Annotated in this window: 15 protein-coding genes; 6 read left to right on the top strand and 9 right to left on the bottom strand. The window is 68.9% G+C overall.

What is annotated here, in order from left to right; all coding sequences use genetic code 11:
- The first annotated feature begins 88 nt into the window (after positions 1-88).
- From FSB78_RS07110 to FSB78_RS07100, 3 genes are all read left to right on the top strand, one after another.
- Positions 89-1,207 carry a YihY/virulence factor BrkB family protein gene (locus tag FSB78_RS07110; protein WP_158637976.1) on the top strand — a complete coding sequence of 373 codons (1,119 nt, stop codon included), beginning with the start codon at positions 89-91 and terminating at the stop codon, positions 1,205-1,207.
- The gene (locus FSB78_RS07105) at positions 1,200-1,577 is read left to right on the top strand and encodes a reverse transcriptase-like protein (RefSeq protein WP_147081312.1); all 378 of its coding nucleotides are present in this window, start codon (positions 1,200-1,202) and stop codon (positions 1,575-1,577) included. The genes FSB78_RS07110 and FSB78_RS07105 overlap by 8 nt, the downstream gene beginning before the upstream one ends.
- A 128-nt stretch (positions 1,578-1,705) precedes the next feature.
- Positions 1,706-2,440 (top strand): Crp/Fnr family transcriptional regulator, encoded by a 735-nt coding sequence (locus FSB78_RS07100; RefSeq protein WP_147081310.1) that lies wholly within the window; start codon positions 1,706-1,708, stop codon positions 2,438-2,440.
- Here FSB78_RS07100 and FSB78_RS07095 read toward each other — a convergent pair.
- The 9 genes from FSB78_RS07095 to FSB78_RS07055 form a co-directional block, all read right to left on the bottom strand.
- Positions 2,437-3,186 (bottom strand): 3'(2'),5'-bisphosphate nucleotidase CysQ, encoded by a 750-nt coding sequence (locus FSB78_RS07095; protein WP_147081308.1) that lies wholly within the window; start codon positions 3,184-3,186, stop codon positions 2,437-2,439. The two genes, FSB78_RS07100 and FSB78_RS07095, sit on opposite strands and share 4 nt — an antisense overlap.
- Positions 3,183-5,096, bottom strand: coding sequence for a sulfate adenylyltransferase subunit CysN (gene cysN / locus FSB78_RS07090; protein WP_147081306.1), 1,914 nt, complete (start codon positions 5,094-5,096; stop codon positions 3,183-3,185). The genes FSB78_RS07095 and cysN overlap by 4 nt, the downstream gene beginning before the upstream one ends.
- Before the next feature lie 151 nt (positions 5,097-5,247).
- Positions 5,248-6,147, bottom strand: a complete 900-nt coding sequence (cysD, locus tag FSB78_RS07085) for a sulfate adenylyltransferase subunit CysD (RefSeq protein WP_147081304.1) — start codon at positions 6,145-6,147, stop codon at positions 5,248-5,250.
- Between the two features lie 67 nt (positions 6,148-6,214).
- Positions 6,215-6,433: a hypothetical protein gene (locus tag FSB78_RS07080; protein WP_147081302.1), complete on the bottom strand. Its 219-nt coding sequence runs from the start codon at positions 6,431-6,433 to the stop codon at positions 6,215-6,217.
- Positions 6,434-6,498: 65 nt separating this feature from the next.
- Positions 6,499-7,749 carry an N-succinylarginine dihydrolase gene (locus FSB78_RS07075; RefSeq protein ID WP_147081300.1) on the bottom strand — a complete coding sequence of 417 codons (1,251 nt, stop codon included), beginning with the start codon at positions 7,747-7,749 and terminating at the stop codon, positions 6,499-6,501.
- Positions 7,750-7,887: 138 nt separating this feature from the next.
- Entirely contained in the window at positions 7,888-8,910 is a 1,023-nt protein-coding gene (locus tag FSB78_RS07070; RefSeq protein ID WP_147081298.1) for an arginine N-succinyltransferase, read from the bottom strand.
- Positions 8,907-10,106, bottom strand: coding sequence for a hydrolase (locus FSB78_RS07065; protein WP_147081296.1), 1,200 nt, complete (start codon positions 10,104-10,106; stop codon positions 8,907-8,909). The genes FSB78_RS07070 and FSB78_RS07065 overlap by 4 nt, the downstream gene beginning before the upstream one ends.
- Positions 10,107-10,268: 162 nt before the next feature.
- Entirely contained in the window at positions 10,269-11,168 is a 900-nt protein-coding gene (locus tag FSB78_RS07060) for a DUF481 domain-containing protein (RefSeq protein ID WP_242008098.1), read from the bottom strand.
- A 39-nt stretch (positions 11,169-11,207) separates the two neighbouring features.
- Positions 11,208-11,693, bottom strand: coding sequence for an RNA pyrophosphohydrolase (locus FSB78_RS07055; protein WP_147081294.1), 486 nt, complete (start codon positions 11,691-11,693; stop codon positions 11,208-11,210).
- 50 nt (positions 11,694-11,743) lie between these two features.
- Here FSB78_RS07055 and FSB78_RS07050 point away from each other — a divergent pair, with 50 nt between their 5' ends.
- The 3 genes from FSB78_RS07050 (at position 11,744) to FSB78_RS07040 (ending at position 15,456) form a co-directional block, all read left to right on the top strand.
- On the top strand, positions 11,744-12,661 hold the full coding sequence (locus FSB78_RS07050) for a histone deacetylase family protein (RefSeq protein WP_147081291.1): 918 nt from the start codon (positions 11,744-11,746) through the stop codon (positions 12,659-12,661).
- Between the two features lie 8 nt (positions 12,662-12,669).
- On the top strand, positions 12,670-14,028 hold the full coding sequence (locus tag FSB78_RS07045) for a cryptochrome/photolyase family protein (RefSeq protein ID WP_147081289.1): 1,359 nt from the start codon (positions 12,670-12,672) through the stop codon (positions 14,026-14,028).
- A 198-nt stretch (positions 14,029-14,226) separates the two neighbouring features.
- Positions 14,227-15,456, top strand: a complete 1,230-nt coding sequence (locus tag FSB78_RS07040; protein WP_147081287.1) for an SAM-dependent methyltransferase — start codon at positions 14,227-14,229, stop codon at positions 15,454-15,456.
- Positions 15,457-15,552: the final 96 nt, after the last annotated feature.

Genomic DNA, 15,552 nt, shown 5'->3' with positions numbered 1-15,552 from the left:
TGTGACGACGACGCTTGCCCAACCCGCTGCCAGCGACGGAGCGGCCGACAGCCCCTTGGCGATGTCTCGCGGCGCCTGGTGGCAGGTGATGAAACGCGCTTGGGCCGAATCGAGCGACGACAATATCGGCCTGATCGCCGCGGGAATCGCGTTCTACGGCTTCACCACGATCGTGCCGCTGCTCGCATCGATCGTGCTGATCTATGGCCTCGTCGCGGACACCGGCACGGTGGTCGCGAACATCCGCGCGCTGTTCGGTGTGCTGCCCGACGACGCCGCACGGCTGATCGGCGACCAGCTGGCGACCGTCGTCGGCACGTCGGAGGGCAAGAAGGGGTTCGGGCTCGTCATCGCGCTGGGGATCGCGCTGTACGGCGGGACCAAGGGTGCGTCGTCGGTGATCACCGGACTGAACATCGCCTATGAACAGCGCGAAACGCGGGGGTTCATCGCGTTGAACCTGCTCGCGTTCGGGATCACCGCGGGCGCGGTGGTGCTCGGGCTGACCGCGGCGCTGTCGACCGCGGCGTTCGCGCTGCTCGATGCGCTGATCCCGGGCGCGCCTGCGATCGTGCTGACCGCGATACGGCTGAGCAGCTATGCGGTGCTGGCGCTGATCGCGATGACCGCGGCGGCGTGCCTCTATCGGTTCGGGCCCAATCGCGAGAAGGCGAAATGGGCGTGGCTGACCCCGGGGTCGGTCGCGGCGACCTTGGTGTGGCTCGCCGCGACGCTGGCGTTCGGCTTCTACGTGTCGCGGTTCGGAAATTACGGCGCGACCTATGGCTCGCTGAGCGCGGTGATCGTGCTGCTGACCTGGTTGTGGCTGTCCGCCTATGTGTTCCTGCTCGGCGCCGAGCTGAACTCGGAGCTCGAGCGCCAGACCGCGGCGGATACGACGACGGGGCCGGATCGTCCGATGGGGCAGCGCGGCGCGGTGGTGGCGGACACGGTGGTCGACGGGCCCGCAATTGCTGCGGCCCCGACACCGGCGACGAAACCCGCCGGTCTGCGCGCGACCAGCGGCCAGGTCGCGGTCGCGACTCGGTTGATCGGTCCGCGGATCGGCGTGCCGGCGACGATGCTGACCGCGGGCGGGCTCGGCGCGCTGCGTCGCGGGTCGGCGCGCAACGGCGTGCTGCTGCTCACCGCCGGCGCGATCCTGGCGTGGACGACGCGCCCGGCGCGCCCGCCGCGCGATGCCTAGCCCGAAGATCTTCTTCGACGGCGGCTGCCGGCCCAATCCGGGCCGGTTGGAGACCGCCGTCGTCGTCCGCGGCATCGCCTATGTCGACGACGACCTCGGCGAGGGGTCCAACACCGACGCCGAATGGCTTGCCGCGATCGCGGCGCTGCAGGTCGCGCTGGCGCTGGGGGAACGCGATGTCCGGCTGCTCGGCGACTCCGCGGTCGTCGTCGGCCAGGCGAACGGCACGCGCCGCTGCAGGACCCCCGAGCTGGAGGCGTACCGGGACCGGTTCCGGGACCTGGCGAGCCGGTTCGCGAGCGTTCGCGTCCGCCAGATCGGCCGCGCGCAGAACCTGGCAGGGATCGCGCTCGACCGCCGTCGCCGCTGACAGCGACTCATATAAGGCAAGCACGATCGATGCATTCCATGTTATGGTGGTGCATCGATGGCCGAGCCCTGGGCGCCGTCGGCCGGAAGATGCGTGCGCTCCCGCCCCAAATTTCGCGGGAGATTCCCATGGCCGACCTTGCCAGTCCGCTTGCCCTCATGGTGCGCAAGCTCGAGATTCACACGCCCCTGCAGCCCGACGATCGCGAAGCGCTGCTGTCGCTGCCGCATACGCTCAAGACCTACGAGCCCTCCGCCTATCTGGTGCGCGAGGGCGAGGCGCCCGAGCAGTGCGCGGTGCTGCTGTCCGGGTTCGCGTTTCGACAGAAGCTGACGGGGCAGGGGATGCGCCAGATCGTGTCGATGCACATCCCGGGTGACGCGCTGGATTTCCAGCATCTGTTCCTCGATATCGCCGATCATAACGTCCAGACGCTGACCCGCGCCGACGTCGCGACGATCCCGCGCACCGCGCTGCGCAACCTCGCCCGGTCGCGCTCGGCGATCGGCAATGCGATCTTCGTCAGCACGCTGGTCGAGGGGTCGATCTCGCGCGAATGGGTGCTGAACGTCGGCAGGCGCGACGCACGGTCGCGACTCGCGCATCTGCTGTGCGAGTTCGCGGTCCGGCTGGACGTGCTGGGGCTGGCCGGCGACCAGGGCTATGAATTGCCGATGAGCCAGGAACAGCTCGCCGACGCGCTGGGGCTGACCGCGGTGCACGTCAACCGGACCATCAAGTCGCTCGAAGCGGACGGACTGATCACGCGCAATCGCCGGCGGATCAGTTTTCCACGCTGGGATGCGCTACGCGACCTCGCCGATTTCTCGACCCGCTATCTGCATCTGGAGCATGCGCGCTAACGCGCGCAGGCGATCGCGGCGAGCACCGTCTCGGCAAGCTCCGGGCGACAGATCAACAGATCGGGCAGCAGCGGGTCCGCGCAGTTGTAGACGAGCGGCGACCCGTCGATTCGCGACGCGTGCAGACCCGATGCGAGCGCGACTGCGGCGGGGGCGCAATTATCCCACTCATATTGCCCGCCGTCGTGCAGATAGATCTCGGCGCGGCCGTCGACCACCGCCATCGCTTTGGCACCCGCCGATCCCATCGCGATCATCGGCGTGCCCATCGCCAGCGCGACGGTCCTGGCGATCTCGGGTGCGCGCGAGCGGCTGACGACCATCCGCGGCGGGTTGGCGGGGGCCGGCAGCGGCAGATGGACGTCGTCGGTGGTATGCACCGCGCAGCGCGCGGGCACCGCGACCGAACCGATCCGGGGACGCCCGTCGATCGCCAGCCCGATATGCACCGCCCAGTCGTCGATCCCCTCGGCATATTCGCGCGTGCCGTCGAGCGGGTCGACGATCCACACCCGGCTCGCGGCGCAGCGCGCCTGGTCGTCGAGCGCTTCCTCGGACAGGATGAAGTCGTCGGGCCGCGCCGCGCGCAGCCGCGCGACGATCAGCGCGTTCGCCTCGCGGTCGCCGATATCGCCCAGCGCCTTGCCCGACGCATCGCCGCGCGCGCGAATCGCCTGCAGCAGCGCGCCGGCCTCGAGCGCGATCGACCGCGCCAACTGCGCGTCGGTAAGCGGGCTGTCGGTCAAAGGTCGTGGCTCCACACGCCCATGATGTGCTCGACGATCCGTTCGGCCGCCGCCTCCGGGCTCTCGCGGCGTGTGTCGACGCGGATGTCGGGGGTCTCGGGCGCCTCATAGGGGCTCGAGATGCCGGTGAAGTTCGCGATCTCCCCGGTCCGCGCCTTGGCGTAGAGGCCCTTCACGTCGCGCGACTCGGCCACCTCCAGCGGCGTATCGACGAAGATCTCGACGAACTCGCCGGGCGGGAGCAGGTCGCGGACCATCTGCCGTTCCGCGCGGAACGGGCTGATGAACGCGGTGAGTACGATCAGGCCGGCATCGACCATCAGCCTGGCGACCTCGGCCACGCGGCGGATATTCTCGACGCGGTCGGTGTCGGTGAAGCCCAGGTCCTTGTTGAGCCCGTGCCGGATATTGTCGCCGTCGAGCAGGAAGCTGTGCCGGCCGAGCGCGTACAGCTTCTTCTCGACCAGGTTGGCGATCGTCGACTTGCCCGAGCCCGACAGGCCGGTGAACCACAGGACCTTGGGCGGCTGGCCCTTCTGCAATGCGTGGGCCTGTCGCGTGATGTCGATCGACTGCCAGTGGACGTTCTGCGCGCGGCGGAGCGAGAATTGCAGCATGCCCGCCGCGACCGTCGCGTTGGTCGCGCGGTCGATCAGGATGAAGCCGCCGAGATCGGCGCCGTCGGCGTATGGCTCGAACACGATCGCGCGGTCGGTATAGACCTCCGCCACGCCGATATCGTTGAGCGTCAGCGTCTTGGCGGACAGCTCGGCCTGCGTGTTGACGTCGACGACGTGGCGCGGCGACTGCACGGTGGCGCCGACGACCTGCGTGCCGAGTTTCAGCATGTAGCCGCGGCCGGGGACGAGCGCGGTGTCGGACATCCACACGATCGTCGCGAGGAACTGGTCGGCGGCCTGAGGGGGCGCGTCCGCGGCGGCGATGACGTCGCCGCGCGAGCAATCGACCTCGTCGGCGAGCACCAGCGTGACCGATTCGCCGGCGACGGCTTCGGCCCGGTCGCCGTCCATCGCGACGATCCGCGCGACCGTCGTGGTCTTGCCCGAGGGCACGATCCGGACAGCGTCGCCGGGGCGGACGATTCCGCTGGCGATCATGCCGGCGAACCCGCGGAAATCGAGGTCGGGCCGGTTGACCCATTGCACCGGCAGCCGGAACGCCTTCGCGTGCCGCGCATCGGCATCGATCGCGACGGTCTCGAGATGCGACAGCAGCGGCGGGCCGGCATACCAGGGCATCGTCGCGGCGGGTTCGGCGACGTTCTCGCCGGTCAGCCCCGACAGCGGGATCGCGGTGAAGCGCGCGATGCCGATCGACGTCGCGAACGCGCGATAGTCCTCGACGATCGCGTCGAACACGGCCTGGTCGTGGCCGACCAGGTCCATCTTGTTCACCGCGAGCACGATCTCGCGGATACCGACGAGGTGCGCCAGATAGCTGTGGCGACGGGTCTGCGTCAGCACGCCTTTCCGGGCGTCGATCAGGATCACCGCGAGGTCGGCGGTCGAGGCGCCGGTGACCATGTTGCGGGTATATTGCTCGTGCCCGGGCGTGTCGGCGACGATGAACTTGCGCTTGTCGGTCGAGAAGAACCGATAGGCGACGTCGATCGTGATGCCCTGTTCGCGCTCGGCGGCGAGGCCGTCGACGAGCAGCGCGAAGTCTATGTTCTGCCCCTGCGTGCCGACGCGCTTGCTGTCAGCTTCGAGCGCGGCGAGCTGGTCCTCGAAGATCGTCTTCGAATCGTAGAGCAGCCGGCCGATCAGCGTCGACTTGCCGTCGTCCACCGACCCGCAAGTGATGAAGCGCAGCATCGACTTGTGCGCGTGCGTCTCGAGGTACGCGTCGATGTCCGACGCGATGAGGGTGTCTGGGGTGTAGGCGGTCATGACGCCATCTCTGTAAATACGCCGTCATGCTGAACTCGTTTCAGCATCCATCCGTCCACGGGCGTTCCCGCGTGGGGCAAGATGGACCCTGAAACGAGTTCAGGGTGACGGAGTGGATGGAGCGACGTCGGGGGCAAGAATACCGGTTCCATCAGAAATACCCCTCGCGCTTCTTCTTCTCCATGCTCGCGGCCTGGTCATGGTCGATCGCGCGGCCCTGGCGTTCGCTGGTGGTGGTCAGCAACATCTCCTGGATGACCTCGGACAGCGTCGCAGCCTCGCTCTCCACGGCGCCGGTCAGCGGATAACAGCCGAGCGTGCGGAAGCGGATCGAGCGGTCGACGGGCACCTCGCCCGGTTCCAGCCGGAAGCGATCGTCGTCGACCATCAGCAGCATCCCGTCGCGTTCGACCGTCGGGCGCGGGGCGGCGAAATAGAGCGGGACGATCTCGATCCCCTCGGCGAGGATGTACTGCCAGATGTCGAGCTCGGTCCAGTTCGACAGCGGGAAGACGCGGATGCTCTCGTTCTTCGCAATCCGGGTATTGTAGAGCCGCCAGAGCTCGGGGCGCTGCGCCTTGGGGTCCCAGCCATGGCTGGCCGAGCGGAACGAGAAGATGCGCTCCTTCGCGCGGCTCTTTTCCTCGTCGCGGCGTGCGCCACCGAACGCCGCGTCGTAACCGCCCGCGGTCAGCGCCTGCTTCAGCCCCTCGGTCTTCCACATGTCGGTGTGGCGGCTGCCGTGGTCGAACGGGTTGATCCCCTGTTCGCGCGCCTCCGGGTTGGTGTGGACGATCAGTTCCATGCCGGCTTCCGCCGCGGCGCGGTCGCGCAGGTCGTACATCGCCTTGAACTTCCACGTCGTGTCGACGTGGAGCAGCGGGAAGGGCGGGCGCGCGGGGAAGAACGCCTTCTTTGCCAGATGCAGCATCACGGCGGAATCCTTGCCGACCGAATAGAGCATCACCGGGCGCTCGGCCTCGGCGACGACTTCGCGCAGGATGTGGATGCTCTCGGCTTCGAGCCGCTGGAGGTGGGTCAGTGCGGTCATGTCCGACCGCAGATAAGCACCATTTGGGCGTAAGCGACCAACTTATCCTGTTGCGCGCAAAAGCCGGTCAGTCGGGATAGCGTCGATCAAGCGTGTCGAGGATCATCCCGCCCGCCATGAACACCGCGACCGGGCAGCAGGCGAACAGCAGCCAGCCGCCGTATCCCGGATATTGCTGGAGATAGTGAACGCCACGCTCGGTCGCGCCTAGGCCAAGGCCGTAGATCACGAGGAAGGCCTCGAACTTGGTCTTGATGACGAACAGGCGGGTGAAGCGGTGCCACATGCCCGTCGCAAAGCAACGCGCGTGCCAGTGGCGGAAACGCGTGAGTTCTGTGCGGTTTGGAATGGTTAACTGTAAATTAACCCGACAAGATCGAGCGATTCCAGCAGCGCGGTGCGCGCGCGTTCGATGTCGGCGACCAGCGTCGCGTTGCTTATGTCCTGCGGCGCGATCGCTTCGGGCCAGTGCGCAGTGACGATCGCGGCGATCCGGTCGAGCCTGGCGTGGTCGACCAGGAAGCGCGGGTCGACGGTCGCCGGATCGCAGACGACGCGAAGCCGCAGGCACGCCGGGCCGCCGCCATTCGCCATCGATTCGCGGACGTCGACGACCTCCAGCCGGCGGATCGGGCCGTTGCCGGCGACATGATCCTGCAGCCAGCGCCAGACCGCCGCGTTCTCGCGGGCTTCCTCGGGGAGGATCAGCGTCGGGCCGTCGCGGGTCGTCACGAGCTGCGCGTTGAAGAGATAGGAGGAGATCGCGTCGGCAAGGCTGACGCGGTCGGCGGGGACCTCGACGATCTCCACCTCGGGCATCGCGCGGGCCAGGTCGGCGTAGAAGTCATCCTTGTCGGCGAATGCCTGTTCGTGCGCGAACAGCACGCGGTCGTTGGCGACCGCGACGACGTCGTTGTGGAACGCGCCCGCGGCAATCGCCGCCTCGGACTGCGCGACGAACAGCGTGCGGGCCGGATCCAGGCCGTGCCCGCGCGCGACCGCCTCGCTCGCCTCGCGGTGCTGGCGCGCGGGGAAGGGGCCGCCCGACACGCCGTAGACGAAGACCTCGACGCCCGGCGCGTCTGGGCCGTCGCAAAGCCGCATGTGGTTGGCGGCACCCTCGTCGCCGAACGGTGCGGGCACGGGCGCGTGGACCGCGAAGGCCGGGTCGGCGAACGCGATCTCGAGCTGCGCCAGCGTCGCGGGCCATTCGTGGCTGCGATGCGGCATCGTCGCCAGGTTGGCGACGGTCAGGTGGCAGCGGCCGTCGCTCGTGTCCGCGGCGGGCGAAACGGTCGCGGCATTGGCAGCCCACATCGCCGATGCCGACAGCGCCTGCGCCTGGAGATGGCCGGGGGCGCCGTCATACCCGGTCGCGAGCGCGGCCAGCCAGCGATGGTCGGGCCGCGGATGCGGGAGCAGGATACCCTGCGTCAGGCCGAGGTCGAGATTGGCGCGCATCTTCGCGATCCCCTGGAGCGCGGCGGCGCGCGGGTGCGCGACCGCGCCGGCGTTGCGCGTCGCGGCGAGGTTGCCGGGGCTGAGCCCGGCATAATTGTGGCTCGGGCCGATCAGGCCGTCGAAGTTGATTTCGACCGTCATTGATACCTCGTCGAGTACACCGCCGTCATCAAAGCCTCGTCATCCTGACGAAAGTCAGGATCCAGGGTAACGGGCGGCAGCACATGTTACTCTGGATCCCGGGTCGAGCCCGGGATGACGGAGAAGGGAGTGCCGCCATTACAACCGCGGTACGTGGAGCACCGCATCGCCCAATCCGATCCCCAGACTGCCTGCACATCCTTCGGTAACCCCGACCCCGACCCCGTCCTCGCCCACGCGAACGTCCCCGAACGCGCAGCGGAAGTCGCCGAGCGTGCCCGACGCCACCAGCGACGCGACGCCGCCATCGTCCGCGACCCTGGCCACGCGAGCCTCGCGCGCGTCGGCGATCGCGCGGACGCTGTCGGTCTTCGCGGTCATCGTCGGGCCGCCATCGAAGATGTCGATATAATTCTCGAACGCGAATCCCTCATTCTCGAGCATCCGCATCGCGGCGCGCCCCGACGGGTGCGGCAGGCCGATTGCGGCGCGCGCCGATTCTGAGAGCATCGCGGTGTAGATCGGATGCTTGGGCATCAGGTCGGCGATGAACTGGTGGCCGTTGATCGCATTGAACTGGTCGGCGTCCTGGAAATTCATCCCGAAGAACCGCCCGGCAAGCCCGTCCCAGAAGGGCGACCCGCCCGCCTCGTCGATGATCCCGCGCAGCTCGGCCAGCACCCGGTCGGCGAAGCGCGCGCGGTGCGCCTTGATGAACAGATAGCGGCTGCGCGCGAGCAGCAGCCCGAGCCCGCCGGCGCGCTCGCCCGGATGCAGGAACAGCCCGCCGACCTCGCTCGCGCCCTCCAGGTCGGTGGCGAGCGTCAGCATGTCGGCGCGGAAGGTGCGCTTCAGCTCCTTGCTGTGCTGCGTCAGCGTGCCGATCCGGTAGCTGTAGAACGGCCAGCTCTGCCCGACCTGCGTGAAGATCTGGCAGGTGCCGCGCACCTCGCCGGTCTGCGTGTTTTCCAGTACCAGCACGAACAGCTCGTCCTCGACGCCGTCGCCGGTCCGCGCGAACGCCGCATGGCTGCGCTCGAGCTTCGCGGTCAGTGCACGGCGATCAGGCGGCAGGTTGGTGAACCCGCCGCCGGTCAGCTTGGCCATTTCGTAGAGATGCTGCAGGTCGCTATCGACCGCGGCGCGGATCCGGAAACTCACAGGCGGCCCTCGGCGATGCGCAGGATGGTGACCGCCGACAGCGCCGCGCGCTCGGCGAGGCTGTCGGGGATGAGAAATTCGTCGACCGAATGGATCGCGCCGCCGCGCACCCCCATCGTGTCGACCACGGGGACGCCGGCGGCGGCAATGTTGTTGCCGTCGCACACCCCGCCGGTGGCCTTCCACGCGATGTCGAGCCCGAGGTCGCCGCCCGACGCACGGACGAGGTCGAACAGCCGCGCCGCGCCGGCGTCGATCGGCTTGGGGGGACGGTTGAAGCCGCCATGCACGCTGATCGCGACGTCGTGCTCGGCGGCGACGATCGCGATCGCGGAGTCGATGTGCGACCGGGCGCGGGCGATGTCGTCCAGCGTCGCCGGCCGGAAATTGATGCGCAGCACCGCGAGATCGGGGACGACGTTGTTCGGCCCGCCGCCCTCGATCCGCGCCGGGTTCACCGCGAGCCGCGGCCCGGCGACCCTGGCCAGCCGCATCGCGATGTCGGCGGCGGCGACGACCGCGTTGCGGCCCTCCTCCGGGTTACGCCCGGCATGCGCGCTGCGCCCGCGCACGACGATCGAGAAATTCCCCGTGCCCCCGCGTGCGCCGGCCAGCGTCCCGTCGGCGAGCGCGGGTTCGTAGGTCAGCGCCGCGACCTTGCCGCGCGCTGCCGAGGCGAGCAGCGCGGCGGACGAGAAGGAGCCGGTCTCCTCGTCCGAATTGATCACGACGTCATAGCCGATCGGCGACCCGCTCGCCTCGACCGCGCTGAGCGCCGCCAGCATCACGGCCAGCCCGCCCTTCATGTCGGCGACGCCGGGGCCGTTGATCGTGCCGTTGTCGAGCGTGCGCAGCGTCTGGAACGGGTGGTCGACCGGGTACACCGTGTCCATGTGGCCGGTGAACAGCATACGCACCGGGGCTTCCGGCCGGACGGACAGATGTAGGTGGTGGCCGTGATCGAGCGCGGAGACCGAGCCGTCCGGTGCGACGGACTCCGCTGGGGCGGGGGGCACCAGCCTCAGTTCGCCTGGGAGCGCCGAGAACGCATCCGCGAGCACGCCGGCCATCGTCGATAGTCCGGAGAGGTTGCGCGTGCCGCTGTTGATGGTCGCCCAAGCCTCGACCTGCGGGAGCATCGGTGCCGCGCTGGCATGCGCGACGGCTTGGTGTTCGGTGGGTGAAAGTCCCGTCATCGGGTCAGCCTAGAGCAAATTGCGGTCGTCCGGCCACCCCCGCGGCTTGCGGCCGACATTCCGTTCGCCCCGAGCGAAGTCGAAGGGTCGGCGCTTGGGTCCGGTGCTTCGACTGCGCTCAGCACGAACGGAATTTAGCGGATGGCACGTCGCAGAGCAGTTTCAGAAACTGTAGACCAAGGCCGCCCTGCTCGTGGTGTCCGTCGAGACCGACCCGATCGGCGGCGTGCTTTCATATTGCACATTGTACGACAGCGACGCCGACAGCGGCCCGATCAGCTTGGCGGTCAGCGCGGTGGTACCGCTGACCGTGCTGTTGTCCCGCTGCAGATAGGCCGACGCGATCTGGCTGATCGACAGCGCCTTGGTCAGGCGCCAGCGGAAATCCACCGTCCCGCGCGCGGCGACGCTGCTCTGCACCACCGCGTCGGTGAATTCGGTGTAGCGATAGGCGGGCCCGAGCTCGAGATCGAGCTTGGTCCGCGCGGTCTTCAGCACGCTGTACCCGGCACCGACCGAGGTCGAATAGCGGTTGTCGTAGCCGAGGAACCGGTCGCTCTCATATTGCGCGGCGCCGTAGATATACGCGCGGTCGTCGACCTTGAAATTGGGTTCGTACGAGGCGAGGTAATGTTCGCGCACGGTGACGTCGGCGTTGGACTGATAGTCCGCCTGGGCATGGAACTTGTGCCGCCAGCGCAGTCCCTCGCGCGTCAGGTCGATCACCGCGCTGCCGCCCGCGGTGTCCGAATTGCCCGTCGTCAGATAGCCGCCGATCGTCGCCTTGCCGCTCCACAGGTCGAGGAAGCTCGCCTGGCGGATGACCGCGGTCCGCTGCGCCGCGCGATCGTCCTTCCACTGGGTGGCGATCGCCAGCACCGCGTCGCCCGACAGCGGGTCGGCGGCACGCGCATATTTGACGATGATCGAGACGTCCGATTCGTTGCCGGATTCCAGCGCCGCATCGAGCATCGCGCGGATGTTCTCGGGGATCATCACCGATCCCGGATCGGGCGCGTTCGCCAGCAGCAGCGGGGCAAGAAGGAGCAACGGGCGGCGCACCGGCTGGACGTAGCCGGGGCGGGCGGGATTGGGAACCGCTCAGCCCGCGCGCGTTGCGACGAGGTGTGGCGCGAAGGCGGCGAGTACATCCTCGTACAGCGCCTTCTTGAACGGCACGATCATCGCCGGCAGGTCGGCCGGGTCGAGCCAGCGCCACGCCCGGAACTCCTGGTGCTCGGTCGCGATGTCGATGTCCGCATCGGTGCCGAGGAAGCGGTAGAGGAACCAGCGCTGCCGCTGGCCGCGCCACTTGCCCTTCCACACCTTGCCGATCAGCTCGGGCGGCAGGTCGTAGGTGAACTCGCCGGGCGCCTCGGCGACCAGTTCGGCGTGTTCGGGCGCGACGCCGGTCTCCTCGCCGAGTTCGCGTAGAGCCGCAGTCTGCGCGTCCTCGCCGGGGTCGATCCCGCCCTGCGGCATCTGCCAGGCCTCCAGGGTCGAATCCACTCGCTGGCCGACGAACACCTTCCCGTCGGCGTTGATCAGCATGACGCCGGCGCAGGGGCGATAGGGAAGGTCGGTCACATCTGTCTCCGGGGCGTTGCGATGCCTGACTGGGGGCCTAACTAGGGTCGATGATCCATGTCGTCCATCACCCCGCCTACGTCACCCCCGCGCCGGCGCGATCGACCTATCGCTGGAACAAGAACGGGCTGATCCGCGACCTTTTGCTGGCGCATGGCGACCGGATCGCCTGGCATGAGCCCGAGACGACGCCGCGCGTCTGGCTGGAGGCGGTGCATGACGAGGACTATGTCGCCGAAGTGCTCGAGGCCCGGGTGCCGCGCGAGAAGGAGCGGCGGATCGGCTTTCCGGTGACGCCGCTGGTCGCTGCCCGTGCGGCGATCGTGCCCAACGGGACCTGGGTCGCGGCGTGCCTCGCGCTCGAACACGGGTTCGCGGCGAATACCGCCGGCGGCAGCCACCACGCGCTCGCGACGACGGGGGCGGGCTATTGCGTGTTCAACGACCTCGCCGTCGCCGCGGTGCGGATGGTCGAGGAGGGGCGGGCGGACCGCGTGCTGGTGGTCGATTGCGACGTGCACCAGGGCGACGGCACCGCGGCGCTGCTCGCCGGCCGGCCCGAGATCGCGACCTATTCGATCCATGCCGCGAAGAACTTCCCGGTGCGCAAGGCGTGCTCGACGATCGACGTGGCGTTGCCCGACGGGGTCGACGACGACGGCTATCTCGACGCGCTGGACTCGACGCTCGTGCCGCTGCTCGACGAGATGCGACCCGACCTGATCCTGTACCAGGCGGGCGTCGATCCGTTCGTCGACGACCGGTTGGGCCGGCTCTCGCTGACGCTGGAGGGACTGGAGCGGCGCGAGCGGCTGGTGGCGGGGCTGGCGATCGCCCGCGGCGTGCCGCTCGCGAGCACGGTGGGCGGCGGCTATGGCGACGACGCGTTGGCGATCGCCGAGCGCCACGTCGCCGCGATCCTGACCTTGGGCGAGGCGTTCGGAACGCAGGACGGGGCCGGCGCGTAGGACCGCGCATGACCACGATCCTCTGGCTCCGCCAGGACCTCCGCCTGCACGACCACCCCGCGCTGATCGCCGCCGCACACGACGGCGCGGTGGTGCCCGTCTACATCCTCGACGACGACGCGCCCGGCGACTGGGCGATCGGCGGCGCGCAGCGCTGGTGGCTTCACCACAGCCTTTCGGCGCTGGCCAAGGCGCTGGAGGCCAAGGGATCGAAGCTGATTTTGCGCCGCGGCGATGCGGTCGAGACGCTGACGGCGCTGATGGACGAGACCGGCGCCGACCGGATCCACGCGATCCGCCATTACGAGCCGTGGTGGCGCAAGGCGGAGGATGCGCTGGGCGACAGGATCTGCCTGCATGACGGCAACCACCTTGCGCGGCCCGAGCATGTCCGCACCGGGGCGGGGACGCCGTTCAAGGTCTATTCGGGCTTCTGGCGCGCGCTGTCGCAGATGATGCCCCCCGCCAAGCCCGAGCCGGTGCCGCACACCATCCGCTCGCCCGATCGCTGGCCGAAGAGCGAGAAGCTCGGCGACTGGGGCCTGTTGCCGAGCAAGCCCGACTGGTCGACCGGCTTCGGCGAGGACTGGACGCCCGGCGAGGCGGCGGCGCTCGAACGGGCCGAGGATTTCGCCGACAAGGTCGACGACTATGAGGCGATGCGCAACCTGCCCGCGGAGGAGGGCACGTCGCGGCTGTCGCCGCACCTCCATCTCGGCGAGATTTCACCGCGCGCGGTCTGGCATGCGGTCGACGGGCACCGCGAGGCGGAGAAATTCCGCAAGGAGCTCGCCTGGCGCGATTTCACCGACGGCGTCGTGATGACGATGCCCGACTATGCCGACGCCAACGGCCGGCCCAAGTTCGACAAGCTGCCCTGGCGCAAGGGCAAGACGGCGGACGCGGACCTGAAGGCGTGGCAGGAGGGGCGGACCGGCTATCCGATCGTCGATGCGGGGATGCGCCAGCTCTGGACCACGGGCTGGATGCACAACCGCGTCCGGATGATCACGGCCAGCTTCCTGATCAAGCATCTGCTGATCGACTGGCGCCGCGGCGAGCGCTGGTTCTGGGACTGCCTGCTGTGCGCCGACTATGGCAACAATTCGGTCAACTGGCAGTGGGTGGCCGGCACCGGCGTCGATTCGAACATGTTCTCGCGGATCATGGCGCCGCTGACGCAGTCGGAGAAGTTCGAGGCCGGCGACTATATCCGCCGCTGGGTCCCCGAGCTGAAGGACGTCTCCGACGCGGCGATCCACGATCCGGACGAGGCGGGATGCCGGCCGAAGGACTATCCGGCGAAGATCATCGGCCACCGCGAAGCGCGCGAGCGGGCGCTGGCGGCGGGGCGCGAGGCGCGGTGATCGCAGCCGACCCAATTCGAATCCGTCATGCCGGACGTGTTCCGGCATCCACGGTGACGCGAATCCGATCAGCGAGAGTTTGCGGCACGGTGGACCCCGGAACCAGTCCGGGGTGACGGCGCTTTTTTGCGAGGCCGTAAGCTGAAACCACCTACGGCGCCTTTCCTCCTCCCCTCCGCTGTTGCATGGAGCGCCGCGATGAATGCGGGGCTTGCCATAACGACGTCACCGGCGGGCAACCGCGTCGCGCGCGCGGTCGCGCCGGTGTTCCACAGACTGCTCGACCGGATCGACGCGGGACTCGCCGTCGGCGGGATCGAGGCGAGCCTGCCCGACGGCACGCGGCGGCTGCTCGGCGGTCGTGCGGCGGGACCGGTGCCGGTCGTCGTCGTCCATCGCTGGCGCGCGCTGGTCCGGCTCGCGATGGCGGGATCGGTCGGCTGGTACGAGAGCTGGGCGGCGGGCGACTGGTCGAGCCCCGATCCGGTGCCGCTGTTCGACCTGTTCATGCGCAACCGCGTGCCGCTCGGCGACGCGGCGCGCTCGGGCGGGGTGGCGAAGCTGGCGGCGCGCGCGTGGCACCGGTTCCGGCGCAACGACCGCAGCGGTGCGCGCCGCAACATCGCCGCGCACTATGACCTGGGCAACGACTTCTACCAGGCGTGGCTCGATCCGGGGCTCACCTATTCCAGCGCGATCTTCGCCGACCGCGACGAGCCGTTCGAACGCGCGCAGGAGACCAAGCTGCGCGCGGTGCTCGACCGCACGCAGGCGAAGGCGGGCGATACCATCCTCGAGATCGGCTGTGGCTGGGGATCGTTCGCGGAAGTCGCGGCGCGCTCGGGCGTCAACGTCCATGCGTTGACGCTCTCGACCGAGCAGAAGCGCTATGTCGACGACCGCATGGCGGCGACGGGCCTGGACGGGGTGACCGTCGCGCTGACCGATTACCGCGACGCGACCGGCATGTTCGACGCGGTCGCGAGCATCGAGATGGTCGAGGCGGTCGGCGAGGAATATTGGCCCGCCTATCTCGACACGATCGCGCGCGTGCTGAAGCCCGGCGGTCGCGCCGCGATCCAGTATATCGCCATCGATGACGCGGTGTTCGATGCCTATGCGTCGAGCGTCGACTTCATCCAGCGCTATGTGTTTCCGGGCGGACTGCTGCTGTCCGAACGGCGGTTTCGCGCGCTCGCCGAGGCGCGCGGGTTGGCGTGGGAGGCGCCCCACGCGTTCGGGCTCGATTATGCCGAGACGCTGCGGCGCTGGCGCGTGGCGTTCGACGCGGCGGTCGCCGAGGGCCGCTTGCCCGCGCGGCTCGACGAGAAGTTCGTCGCGCTGTGGCGTTATTACCTGATGTACTGCGAAGGCGGCTTCCGCGGCGGCGGCATCGACGTCGCGCAGGTGACTTTGGTTAAAATCTAACCGTCACCCTGAACTCGTTTCAGGGTCCACCTGTCCGCTTGCCATGCCATCGCCTGCCGCTCGGTGGATGCTGAACCAAGTTCAGCATGACGGAAG

Origin of the sequence: Sphingomonas ginsenosidivorax, from assembly GCF_007995065.1 — a bacterium.
In the GTDB taxonomy this organism is placed as follows: Bacteria; Pseudomonadota; Alphaproteobacteria; order Sphingomonadales; family Sphingomonadaceae; genus Sphingomonas; species Sphingomonas ginsenosidivorax.
Note: the sequence above shows the minus strand (reverse complement) of the source record. Positions and strands in the feature narration are given on the sequence as shown.